Below are 11,681 nucleotides of genomic sequence, written 5' to 3'. Positions count from 1 at the left end.
CGCATCGCCGGTCAGGTGGTTGGGGCAGATGTGCCCCAACCGCGCGAACCAGAACAGCGCCATCTGCGTCAGGATCTCGCCTTTGCCCGGGATCGGCTCGCCCATGATCACGTCGAACGCCGACAGCCGGTCGCTCGCCACCATCAGGATGCGGTCGTTGCCGACGGCGTAGTTGTCGCGCACCTTGCCGCGCGCGAGCAGCGGCAGCGAGGTGATGTTGGAAGTGTGGAGGGCGGCGGTCATGCAGGCGGGCGGAAAGGACAACGGCCCGCAAGCTGCGGGCCGTTCATTATCGCAAGCGGGCGCCGGGCTTCAGTGAACCTCTTGGGCCAGCTCGCCCCTGGCGTACCTGGTGGCGAAGACCTGCAGCGTTTCGCCGCGGATCTTGCTGCCCTGGCCTTCGCAGCCGAACTCGATGTAGCGCTGCTTGCAGATCTGCTTGGCGGCTTCGCGCGCCGGCTTCATCCACTCGCGCATGTCGAACTTGTCCGGGTTCTCGGCCAGGAACTTGCGCACCGCGCCGGTCATCGCCAGCCGGATGTCGGTGTCGATGTTGATCTTGCGCACGCCGTGCTTGATCGCTTCCTGGATCTCCTCGACCGGCACGCCGTAGGTTTCCTTCATGTTGCCGCCGTGCTGGCGAATGATCGCCAGCAGGTCCTGCGGCACCGACGAGGAGCCGTGCATGACCAGGTGGGTGGTCGGGATGCGGCGGTGGATTTCCTTGATGCGGTCGATCGCCAGGATGTCGCCGGTGGGCTTGCGCGAGAACTTGTAGGCGCCATGGCTGGTGCCGATGGCGATGGCCAGCGCGTCGATCTGGGTGCGCTTGGCGAAGTCGGCGGCCTGCTCCGGATCCGTCAGCAGCTGCTCACGCGTCATGGTCGCCTCGGTGCCGTGGCCGTCTTCCTTGTCGCCCTTCATGGTCTCCAGGCTGCCCAGGCAGCCGAGCTCGCCCTCGACGGTGATGCCGTACTTGTGCGCCATGTCGACCACCTTGCGCGTGACTTCGACGTTGTAGTCGTAGCTGGCGATGGTCTTGCCGTCGGCTTCCAGCGAGCCGTCCATCATCACCGAGGAGAAGCCCAGGTCGATCGCGCCCTTGCAGACGTCGGGGCTCTGGCCGTGGTCCTGGTGCATCACCAGCGGAATGTTGGGATAGGCCTCGAGCGCGGCCTGGATCAGGTGCTTGACGAAGGACTCGCCGGCGTACTTGCGCGCCCCCGCGCTGGCCTGCAGGATCACCGGGGCCCCGGTCTCCTTGGCGGCCTCCATCACGGCCTGGACCTGTTCGAGGTTGTTGACGTTGAAGGCCGGGATGCCATAGCCGTTGACGGCGGCATGGTCCAGCAGTTCGCGCATGGAGACGAGAGGCATGATGGTGTCCGATGGGAGGTGAAACAGCAGCGCCGCGGCCCCCGGGCACCGCGGTCGGACTTCGATTTTACCGCCGGCCCAGCCGTTTGGACAGGCCCCGGCGAATGTCGCACCGGGCGTGCCGGTACCTCGGCCGTCAGGAGACGCGGACGATCTTGAGCATGTTGGTGCCGCCCGGAGCGCCCATGGGTTCGCCGCAGGTGATCGCGTAGACGTCGCCGGGCGCCACGATGCCGCGCTTTTTCAGGTGCGCCTCGGCTTCCGCCAGGGCTTCGTCGCGGTCGACGCTCTGGTCCACCAGCAGCGGCCGCACGTTGCGGTACAGCGTCATCCTGCGCTGGGTTGTCAGCCGCGGCGTCAGCGCGTAGATCGGGATGTGGATCCGGTGCCGGCTCATCCACAGAGCGGTGGAGCCAGAGTCGGTCAACGCCACGATGGCTTTGCAGCCCAGGTGGTGGGCGGTGAACAGCGCGCCCATGGCGATCGACTGGTCGATGCGTGAAAAAGCCATGCCGGTGAAGTCTGCGTCCAGCTTGACGTCTTCGGCCATCTCGGCCTCGGCGCAGATGTTGGCCATCTGCTGCACCACTTCCACCGGGTAGCGGCCGGTGGCGGTTTCGGCGCTGAGCATCACGGCGTCGGTGCCGTCCAGCACCGCGTTGGCGACGTCGCTGACTTCGGCGCGGGTTGGCACCGGCGCCGTGATCATCGACTCCATCATCTGGGTTGCCGTGATCACCACGCGATCGAGCTGGCGCGCCATGCGGATCATGCGTTTTTGCAGCGCCGGCACCGCGGCGTTGCCCACTTCCACTGCCAGGTCGCCGCGCGCCACCATGATGCCGTCGCTGGCGCGCAGGATGGCTTCCAGATTGGGGATGGCCTCGGCCCGCTCGATCTTGGCGATCAGCGCCGGCTTGTGGCGGTACTCGGCGGCCGCCACGTTGCACAGCTGGCGCGCCATTTCCATGTCGGTGGCGGTCTTGGGAAAGCTCACCGCCACGTAGTCGGCCTGGAAGGACATCGCCGTGCGGATGTCCTCCATGTCCTTGGCCGTCAATGCGGGCGCCGTCAGGCCGCCGCCCTGCTTGTTGATGCCCTTGTTGTTGGACAGCTCGCCGCCGACCTTGACCGTGGTGCGGACCTGGTCGCCCTTGACCGCATCGACGGTCAGCACCAGCAGACCGTCGTTGAGCAGCAGCGTGTCGCCCGGCCGCACGTCGCGCGGCAGCTCCTTGTAGTCCAGGCCCACGCCCTCGGGGTCGCCCAGCTCGGTGCGGCTCGCATCCAGCACGAACCTGGCGCCGGGCACCAGCATCACCTTGCCGTCGGCGAACTTGCCCACGCGGATCTTGGGGCCTTGCAGGTCGGCCATGATGGCCACCTCGCGGCCGGCGGCCAGGCTGACTTCGCGCACCAGCCGGGCCCGCGCGATGTGGTCTTCCGCGGTGCCGTGGCTGAAGTTCAGCCGCACCACGTTGACGCCGGCGCGCAGGATGCGCTCCAGGATTTCTGGGTCGCTCGAGGCGGGCCCGAGGGTAGCGACGATCTTGGTGGCGCGACGAGCCATGCCTGTGGGTCTCCTTGGTGACCGGGCATTCTCACACGGAAGCGTGACGGGCCGGACACGCCTTCGCTTGACGCAGGTCAGCCGATGCCCGGTCCGGCGCGCCTAGCATGGACGGGCAATGCCATCGACCGACCTTCCCATCCCCGCCACGGCGCCCATGCCGCACCGCAAGCAGATCCGCCAGTGGCTGCTGCCCTTGTCCACCCGCGTGGTCGCCTGGCCGCTGTTCCTGCTGGCGGCCGACTGGCTGCTGCTGCTGGCGGCCTTCGGCGGGGCCGTGCTGTTGCCCGGCTGGTGGGCCAAGCTGGCCTGCGGCCTGACCGCCGGATTCGTCACCGGCCGGCTGTTCGTGATCGGCCACGACGCCTGCCATCAGAGCCTGACGCCGCACCGGCGCCTGAACCAGTGGCTGGGACGCATCGCCTTCCTGCCGTCGCTCACGCCGTACAGCCTGTGGGAAGTGGGACACAACGTGGTCCACCACGGCTACACCAACCTCAAGGGCTTCGACTTCGTCTGGGCGCCGCTGACGGCCGCCGAGTACGCGGCCCTGGGCCCGCGCGCAAAGATGATGGAGCGCATCTACCGCAGCGGCTGGGCGCCGGGCCTGTACTACATGCTGGAGATCTGGTGGCACAAGATGTTCTTTCCCAGCCGCCGCGAGATGCCCACGCGCCGCCGCATCTTCCTGCTGGACAACCTGCTGGTCGCCGCCTTCGCGCTGTTGTGGGTGGGCGGCATGGCGGCCGCCGCCGTCGCGACCGGCCAGCCGGTGGCCCTGCTGCTGGCGGTGGGCGTGCTGGCGCCCTTCCTGTTCTGGTCCGCCATGATCGGCTTCGTGATCTACGTGCACCACACGCATCCGTCGGTGCAGTGGCACGAGGAGCGGGCCGCCTGGTCCAGGGCGCAGCCGTTCGTCTCCACCACCGTCCACATCACCTTCGGCCACGGCATCGGCAGCGCGCTGCACCACATCCTGGAGCACACGGCGCACCACGTCGACATGACAGTGCCGCTGTACCGGCTCAAGCGCGCGCAGGCCAAGCTGGAGGAGATGTTGCCGGGGCGGATCATCGTGCAGCCGTTTTCCTGGCGCTGGTACTTCGACACGGCACGGCGGTGCAAGCTGTATGACGTGCAGGGGGCGCGCTGGACGGATTACGCGGGGCGGGTCACTTCCTGAGGCTTCATTCCCGGCGCGGGCGGAGATCCAGGGACGCGGCCCAGACCCCGGCTCACGTGCTGCAGCGACTCGACGCGGCCATCGCCCAGGTGCTGGAGTTGCCCGAGGTCGCGACCAGGCTGGCCCAGGCCTTCATCGGCTCCGATTGGGGCGCGGCGCCCAGGATTTCTCCAGATACCTGGATGCGGGAATCCTGCAATGGAGACCGTGCTCACCCAGACCGGGCTCAAGCTGAACACCTAGGCGCGTCGGCAACAGCCCTGCGCCCGCCTGCGCGGGGGCGACCCATCCGGGGCCTGCTAGCCCTGCGCCCGTTGCTGCAGGATCTCGAAGGCTGGCAGCGTCTTGCCCTCCAGCACTTCGAGGAAGGCGCCGCCGCCGGTGGAGATGTAGCCGATGTCGTCTTCGATGCCGTACTTGGCAATCGCGGCCAGCGTGTCGCCGCCGCCGGCGATGCTGAAGGCATCCGATTCGGCGATGGCTCGCGCGATGGTCTCGGTGCCGTGGCCGAAGGCGTCGAACTCGAACACGCCGACCGGCCCGTTCCAGACGATGGTGCCGGCCGCCTTGAGTTGCGCCGCCAGCGTGGCCGCGGTCTGCGGCCCGATGTCCAGGATCAGGTCATCGTCCGCCACGTCGGCGGCCGCCTTCACCGTCGCGATCGCATCGGCTGCAAAGGTCTTGGCCACCACCACGTCGGTCGGGATCGGCACGCCAGCGCCGCGCGCCTGCATCGCCGCGATCACCGCCTTGGCCTGCCCGACCCGGTCGGCCTCGGCCAGCGACTTGCCGATTGGAAGCCCGGCGGCCAGCAGGAAAGTGTTGGCAATGCCGCCGCCGACGATCAGCTGGTCGACGTTCCTGGCCAGCGCTTCCAGGATGCTCAGCTTGGTCGACACCTTGGAGCCGGCGACGATCGCCACCAGCGGCCGTTTCGGGTTGGCCAGCGCCTTGGTGATCGCATCGATTTCGGCGGCCAGCAGCGGGCCGGCGCATGCCGCCTTGGCGTACTGCGCGATGCCGTAGGTGGAGGCTTCGGCGCGGTGCGCGGTGCCGAAGGCGTCGTGCACGAAGATGTCGCACAGCGCGGCCATCTTTTGCGCCAGCGCGGGGTCGTTCTTCTTTTCGCCCTTGTTCAGGCGGCAGTTCTCCAGCAGCACCACCTCGCCGGGCTGCACGTCGACGCCGTCGACCCAGTCAGACTTCAACGCCACCGGGCGTCCCAGCAGTTCGGCCAGCCGCCTGGCGACCGGCGCCAGCGAATCCTGGGGCTTGAACGCGCCCTCGGTCGGGCGGCCCAGGTGCGAGGTCACCATCACGGCGGCGCCGCCGGCCAGGGCCAGCTGGATGCAAGGCACCGAAGCGCGGATGCGGGTGTCTTCGGTGATGGCGCCGGCGTCGTCCTGCGGCACGTTCAGGTCGGCACGGATGAAGACACGGCGGCCGCGGGCCAGCCCCTGGTCGCACAAGTCGGAAAAGCGCAGGACGTTCATGGTTCAGAGCAGGTCGGAAGGATCCCTATTCTAGGGAGGCGGTCTACCAGCCCATTCCCAGGTGCAACGGCAAATAGACGGCCATGCCGCCGATCAGCGTGACCAGCACGCTGCGGCGCCAGAAGTACAGGGCCGCGCCAACCAGCGCGGCGAACAGGCGCGCGTCCTGCCAGGTGCTCACCAGGTGGCCGTTGGCCATCACCACCTCCGGCACCACCACGCCGGCCAGCGCCGCCACCGGCGCATAGTGCAGCGCGCGATGTGCCCAGGACGGCAGCGACCAGGGCCGGTCCAGGATGAAGAAGAAGCAGCGGGTGAGCACCGTCACGCCGGCCAGGCCGAAGATCACGCCCAGCGTCCACCAGTCGGTCGCCGCCTTCATGCCGCGCGCTCCTTGGCCAGCGGCGCCTGCCGCCCTTCGAGCCAGAAGCATGCCAGCACCGCCACCGCGATCGCGGCCACGATGTTGAGCTTGAGCGGCAGCGAGTAGGCGATGACGGCAGCCGCGCCCGCGATCAACGCAGCCAGCACCCGCAGTCGCGTATTCGCCAGCGAGCACAGGATGCCGACCAGGCACAGCACGCCGGCAAAGCCCAGGCCCCAGTGGCCGGGAATCAGGTTGGCCAGCGCCACTCCCAGCAGGCTGGCACCGGTCCAGGCCAGCCAGGTCATGCAGTAGTTGCCGGCCAGGTAGGACTCCTGCGCCCGCCGTTCGGCGGGATCGGCGGCCGGCTGCGGGTAGCGGCCGGTGAAGACGGCGTACGACAGGTCTGCCGTCAGGAAGCCGTTGACCAGCCGCCGCCAGCGCGGCATGTGCATCAGGTAGCTGCGCAGGTGCAGGCTGAACACCACGAAGCGCAGGTTGACGCAAAAGCCCGTCGCCCAGATCACCCAGGCCGGCGCGCCGGCGACGATCAGCGGAATCGCAGCCAGCTGCGAGCTGCCGGCGTAGACCAGCACCGTCATCGCGACGGCCTCGATCACGCTCATGCCGGACTTGACCATGGCCACGCCGGTCATGAGGCCCCAGGCTGCGATGCCGGGCGCCACCGGAGCGCTGGCGCGCAGGCCTTGCGCGAACTCGGGCAGCCGCCGCACGGAGCGCAGCACGAACATCAGGCCGTCCCGAAGCGCTGGCCGGCCTGCAGCGGAAACCCACGCAGGAAGTCCGCCGCCGGCAAGCGCTTGCCGCCCGCGCGCTGCAGCGTCGAAAGACGCAGCGCGCCCTCACCGCAGGCGACCACGATGCCCTGCGGCCCGGCCTCCAGGATGGTGCCGGGCGGCGCGGCTTGCCCGCCGGCCTCGGCTTGCGCGGCCCACAGCTTGAGCGCTTCCCCGCCCAGCGTCGCGCCGGCGCCCGGAAAAGGATCGAAGGCGCGGATGCGGCGGGCGATGGTTGCCGCCGGCTGAGTCCAGCCGATGGCGGCCTCCGCCTTCTCGATCTTGTGGGCGTAGGTGATGCCTTCCGCCGGCTGCGCCACGGGGCGCAAGCCGCCGCGCGCGGCCAGCTCCAGCGCCTCGACCACCATGCGACCGCCCAGCGCCGCCAGCTTGTCGTGCAGGCTGCCGGTGGTGGCGTCGGGTGCGATGGGCAGCCGCTCCACCAGCAGCATCGCGCCGGTGTCCAGGCCCGCATCCATCTGCATGATGGTGACGCCGGTTTCGGCATCGCCGGCTTCGATCGCGCGGTGGATCGGCGCGGCGCCGCGCCAGCGCGGCAACAGCGAGGCATGGATGTTCAGGCAGCCCAGGCGTGGCGCGTCCAGCACCCACTGCGGCAGGATCAGCCCGTAGGCGGCGACCACCATCAGGTCGGCCCGGGCTTCGGTGATCGCAGCGCGCGCGGCGGCCGCATCGTCCGGATGCTTGCCGTCCAGGCGCAGGCTGCGCGGCTGCGCGACTTCGATGCCGTGCGCCTGGGCGAACTGCTTGACGGCGGACGGCTGCAGCTTCATGCCGCGACCGGCCGGCCGGTCGGGTTGCGTCAGGACCAGGGCGATGGTGAAGCCGGCGGCGTGCAGCCGCTCCAGGGCCACGCGGGCGAACTCGGGCGTGCCCGCGTAGATGATCCGCATCGGCTGCTGCTGACCGCTAATCGCGGTCGTTGGGTGCGTTGAAGTGCTCGATGCCCTGGTGGGCGCGGTGCACGACGCCTTGCGGGTCCAGGTAGACCCAATAGAACATGTCACCTTGCTCGCGCCAGCGGTAAGTCATCACCGGGCCGTTCCAGCTGGCCACGCCGTCAACGCGGGCCGGCGGGCCGAATTCGCGCTCGACGTCCGCGCGGGTCCAGCCTGGCTGGATGCGCGCGAACTCCCGGGCCGTGAGCACCTGGCGCGCGCTGGTCACGCGACCGGCGGCATCCAGGTCGACCATGAAGGCGTACTGGCCCATGGGCTGCATCGAGTACTGCAGTCGCTGGCCGCCCTCGGGCAGCGGCAGCACGCGGGTGGGCGGGCCGGCGCGCTGGACCACCTGCTCGCGCGTCGCGCCGGGCGCCACGTCCAGGCTGTTCCAGGGATGGGCGCAAGCGCCCAGCAGCAGGGTGGCGCAGACCAGGGCACACAGTCGCATGGAGATCTCCTTCACGCCCGCTCGGTGTCGCGCCGGGCCTTCAACATCTTGGTCTTGATCCGGTTGCGCTTGAGCGGCGACAGGTACTCGACGAACACCTTGCCTTCCAGGTGGTCCATCTCGTGCTGGATGCAGACGGACAGCACGCCTTCGGCCGCGATGTCGCGGGTCTTGCCCTCGGCGTCCATGGCGCGCACGACAATGGAGCGCGAGCGCTCGATGCCATCGTAGATGCCCGGCACCGACAGGCAGCCTTCGTCGCCGATCTGCTTGTCGGCGCTGGCCTCGATGATCTCGGGATTGATCAGCACCAGCGGCTCGTTGCGCTTTTCCGAGATGTCGATGGTGATCACGCGTTCGTGCACGTCGACCTGGGTGGCGGCCAGCCCGATGCCTTCGGCGTCGTACATGGTCTCCAGCATGTCGGCCACCAGCGCGCGGATGCGCGCGTCGATCGCAGGCACGGGCTTGGCCACGGTGTGCAACCGCGGGTCGGGATAACAGAGGATGGAAAGGAGTGCCATGGCATCGAAGGGAATGGGCGCGTTGTCGCTATTTTCGCCACTTTTCCTTCAGCGAATTGCCTATGTGGGCATTAAACATTGCCCAATCAAGGGCTTGAGCCCAGAATCGCCAGTAACTTGTCAAGAGTGGACGAAAACGAGATGGTTCCAACCAAGGCAGCTCCTGGCCCTGCTTCTGTCGTGTGGGCCGCACTGGCTCTGGCCGGCGTGCTGGGCCTCATGCCCGCCGCAGCGCAGAACTTTCCCATCACGCCGGCCCAGCGCTCCACCGCCCAGCAGGTTGCCTCACGCGGCGTGCCGCTCAGCGAGCTGGCGCCCAACGCTCCCGACAGCTACACCATCAAGTCCGGCGACACGCTGTGGGCGATCTCCGGCATGTTCCTCAAGACGCCGTGGCGCTGGCCCGAGCTGTGGGGCATGAACATCGAGCAGGTGCGCAACCCGCATCGCATCTACCCGGGCCAGACCCTGCACCTCGAGAAGCTCGACGGCATGGCGCGGCTGCGCATGGGCGAAGCCCCGGGCGGCCCGCCGACCGAGACCATCCGCGTCTCCCCGCGCACCCGCGTCAATGCGCTGCAAGACCCGTCGATCCCGACCTTGCCGGCACACGTGATCGAGCCCTTCCTGAATGAGGCCATCATCGTCGGCGAGAACGACCTGGACCGCGCGCCGCGCATCGTCGCCGCGCCCGACACCCGGGTGATGATCACCCGCGGCGACCGCGCCTATGTCCGCGGCCGCAACGGTTCGCCGCTGATCGAGACCGACCCGCGCCGGGTCGACACCTTCCGCGTGTTCCGCAACGTCGTGCCGCTGCGCGATCCGCTGACCAGCGCCATCCTCGGCTACGAGGCCAAGTACCTGGGCAACGCCGAACTGGTGCGCAGCGAGACGGTGCAGGCCGTGCGCATGCCCAACGGCGAGATGGCGCAGACCGTCGTCCCCGCCAGCATCGACGTGGTGGCGGCGCGCGAGGAAATGCGCGTCGGCGACCGCCTGCTGCCCGAGCCGGCGCGGGTGTTCTCCAGCTACGTGCCGCGCGCCCCGACGCTGCCCGTCGATGCCTCCATCGTCTCGGTGTACGGCGACGCCGTCGCCATGGTCGGCCCGAACCAGGTGGTGGCCATCAGCCGCGGCACGGCCGACGGCGTCGAGAACGGCCACGTGCTGGCCATCCTGAAGGCCGGCCGCCGCATCGACGACCGCACCCAGGCCGGCGAGCGCGCCCTGATCAAGGTGCCGGACGAGCGCGTCGGCCTGATGATGGTGTTCCGCACCTTCGACCGCCTCTCGTACGCCCTGGTGCTGGAGATCTCGGACACGGTGCAGGTCGGCGACCGGGTGGTCAACCCCCGGTAGCGCGGGGGATGGAGCGCGATGAGCTCGCAGCCTGGCTGCGCCTCGCGCTGACGCCGGGCCTGGGCGACCGTCCCGCCCGCCGGCTGCTGGCCGCCTTCGGCCTGCCCGACGCGATCTTCCGCCAGAAACTCGAAGCCCTCGCCCAGCTGGTCGGCGTCACTCACGCAGCGGCACTCCTGAAGGAACCCGAAGGCTTCCGGCACCAGCTGGAAACCACCGAGCAGTGGCTTGCGGACGATCCCGCTCAACGCGAGGTGCTCTCGCTCGGCGATGCCGGCTACCCCGCTGCCTTGCTGCAGACCGACGACCCACCGCTGCTGCTGTACCGGCTCGGGCGCCCGGGTGATGACGCCGCCCCGGCCGTGGCCATCGTCGGCAGCCGCAATCCTACGCCGCAAGGCCTGCAGAATGCCAGGCGCTTCGGCAAGGCCCTGGCCGAGGCCGGCGTCACCGTGGTTTCCGGCCTGGCGCTGGGCATCGACGGCGCCGCCCACGAGGGCGCGCTGGACGGCGCGGCCGAGGGCGCGCTGGCCACCATCGCGGTGGTGGGCACCGGGCTGGACCGGGTCTATCCCTCGCGCCACCTCGAGCTGGCGCGCCGCATCGCGCAACGCGGCATGCTCCTGAGCGAATACCCGCTGGGCACGCCGCCGCTGCCCGGCAACTTCCCGCGCCGCAACCGGCTGATCGCCGCCCTCGGGCAGGGCACGCTGGTGGTGGAAGCTGCGCTGCAATCGGGCTCGCTGATCACCGCCCGGCTGGCCGCCGAACAGGGCAAGGAAGTCTTTGCGATCCCCGGCTCGATCCACTCGGCGCAGGCGCGCGGCTGCCACCTGCTGCTGCGCCAGGGTGCCAAGCTGGTGGAAAGCGCGCAGGACGTGCTGGAGGAACTGCGGCTGGCGCCGCCCGTGCTCGCCGCCACGAGCAACGATCCGGCCGGCGATGACGATCCGCTGCTGTCCGCCATGGGCTACGACCCGGTCGGCCTGGACGCGTTGATCGCGCGCACCGGCATCCCCGCTTCGCACCTGCAGGCCAGGCTGCTGGAGCTGGAACTGGCCGGCGCGGTGGGGCGGCTTGCCGGCGGCCTGTTCCAGCGTGTTGCGGCCGCGTAAAGCGACGCCCGCGCGCAACAAAGTGCTGGCCCTCCCGCAACGTGGGCGAATCTTTCTGGGCTATATTGGGATCATGTTTGAAGTGCTGGTATTCGTTTACGAAAACTACTGGCGCGGCGATGCCTGCCCCGAGCTGCACCAGCTCGAGCGCAAGCTCAGCGCCAATGGCTTCGAACCCGACGAGATCCAACAGGCCCTGGTCTGGCTGGATGGACTCAACGTGGCGGCCGAGAACATCTCGCTGCCCGCGCAGACGGAGCCTGAGTGGTCCCCTCAACCCGGTGACGCGAGCATGCGCGTGTACTCGGTGGCCGAACAGGACCACCTGGGTGCACAGTGCCTCGGCTTCGTCCACTTCCTGGAAAGCTCCGGCGTGCTGCCGGCGGCCCTGCGTGAAATCGTGCTGGACCGCGCGATGGCCGCGCCTGGCAACCCGGTGCAGCTGGACGCGCTGAAGATCATCGTGCTGATGGTGTACTGGCG

At 69.2% G+C, this 11,681-nt stretch carries 13 protein-coding genes; 4 read left to right on the top strand and 9 right to left on the bottom strand.

Annotation, left to right across the window (positions count from 1 at the left end; all coding sequences use genetic code 11):
• From JWP65_RS07945 to pyk, 3 genes are all read right to left on the bottom strand, one after another.
• A partial coding sequence (locus JWP65_RS07945; RefSeq protein ID WP_299762446.1) for a phosphoribosylaminoimidazolesuccinocarboxamide synthase occupies nt 1-243 on the bottom strand: 243 nt, incomplete at its 3' end.
• A 69-nt stretch (nt 244-312) separates the two neighbouring features.
• Nucleotides 313-1,377, bottom strand: coding sequence for a class II fructose-bisphosphate aldolase (gene fba, locus JWP65_RS07940; protein WP_299762443.1), 1,065 nt, complete (start codon nt 1,375-1,377; stop codon nt 313-315).
• 136 nt (nt 1,378-1,513) lie between these two features.
• Nucleotides 1,514-2,947 carry a pyruvate kinase gene (pyk, locus tag JWP65_RS07935; protein ID WP_299762440.1) on the bottom strand — a complete coding sequence of 478 codons (1,434 nt, stop codon included), beginning with the start codon at nt 2,945-2,947 and terminating at the stop codon, nt 1,514-1,516.
• Between the two features lie 118 nt (nt 2,948-3,065).
• On the opposite strand from pyk, the gene JWP65_RS07930 reads away from it, so the two are divergent.
• Nucleotides 3,066-4,130 carry a fatty acid desaturase gene (locus JWP65_RS07930; RefSeq protein WP_299762437.1) on the top strand — a complete coding sequence of 355 codons (1,065 nt, stop codon included), beginning with the start codon at nt 3,066-3,068 and terminating at the stop codon, nt 4,128-4,130.
• A 299-nt stretch (nt 4,131-4,429) separates the two neighbouring features.
• On the opposite strand, the gene JWP65_RS07925 is transcribed toward JWP65_RS07930, so the two are convergent.
• The 6 genes from JWP65_RS07925 to def are packed head-to-tail and all read right to left on the bottom strand — an operon-like array spanning nt 4,430 to nt 8,721.
• Nucleotides 4,430-5,623: a phosphoglycerate kinase gene (locus tag JWP65_RS07925; protein WP_299762435.1), complete on the bottom strand. Its 1,194-nt coding sequence runs from the start codon at nt 5,621-5,623 to the stop codon at nt 4,430-4,432.
• A 43-nt stretch (nt 5,624-5,666) separates the two neighbouring features.
• Entirely contained in the window at nt 5,667-6,005 is a 339-nt protein-coding gene (locus tag JWP65_RS07920; protein ID WP_299762434.1) for an AzlD domain-containing protein, read from the bottom strand.
• The gene (locus JWP65_RS07915) at nt 6,002-6,739 is read right to left on the bottom strand and encodes an AzlC family ABC transporter permease (RefSeq protein WP_299762433.1); all 738 of its coding nucleotides are present in this window, start codon (nt 6,737-6,739) and stop codon (nt 6,002-6,004) included. Before JWP65_RS07915 ends, JWP65_RS07920 begins: the two co-directional genes overlap by 4 nt.
• A complete protein-coding gene (fmt, locus tag JWP65_RS07910; RefSeq protein ID WP_299762432.1) occupies nt 6,739-7,698 on the bottom strand; it encodes a methionyl-tRNA formyltransferase in 960 nt (319 codons plus the stop codon). The genes JWP65_RS07915 and fmt overlap by 1 nt, the downstream gene beginning before the upstream one ends.
• Nucleotides 7,699-7,714: 16 nt before the next feature.
• Complete coding sequence (locus JWP65_RS07905; protein WP_299762430.1) at nt 7,715-8,197, bottom strand: hypothetical protein; 483 nt, start codon at nt 8,195-8,197, stop codon at nt 7,715-7,717.
• Between the two features lie 11 nt (nt 8,198-8,208).
• Complete coding sequence (gene def / locus JWP65_RS07900) at nt 8,209-8,721, bottom strand: peptide deformylase (protein ID WP_299762428.1); 513 nt, start codon at nt 8,719-8,721, stop codon at nt 8,209-8,211.
• Between the two features lie 219 nt (nt 8,722-8,940).
• On the opposite strand from def, the gene JWP65_RS07895 reads away from it, so the two are divergent.
• The 3 genes from JWP65_RS07895 to JWP65_RS07885 form a co-directional block, all read left to right on the top strand.
• Nucleotides 8,941-10,083, top strand: coding sequence for a LysM peptidoglycan-binding domain-containing protein (locus JWP65_RS07895; RefSeq protein WP_299762449.1), 1,143 nt, complete (start codon nt 8,941-8,943; stop codon nt 10,081-10,083).
• 8 nt (nt 10,084-10,091) lie between these two features.
• Nucleotides 10,092-11,198: a DNA-processing protein DprA gene (gene dprA, locus JWP65_RS07890; protein ID WP_299762426.1), complete on the top strand. Its 1,107-nt coding sequence runs from the start codon at nt 10,092-10,094 to the stop codon at nt 11,196-11,198.
• A 73-nt stretch (nt 11,199-11,271) separates the two neighbouring features.
• Nucleotides 11,272-11,681 (top strand): DUF494 domain-containing protein (locus JWP65_RS07885; protein ID WP_299762424.1); only part of this gene is annotated, 410 nt, incomplete at its 3' end.

The organism is Ramlibacter sp., assembly GCF_028292805.1.
In the GTDB taxonomy this organism is placed as follows: Bacteria; Pseudomonadota; Gammaproteobacteria; order Burkholderiales; family Burkholderiaceae_C; genus Ramlibacter.
The sequence above is the reverse complement of the archived record's forward strand: the minus strand, read 5'-3'. Positions and strand labels throughout refer to the sequence as shown.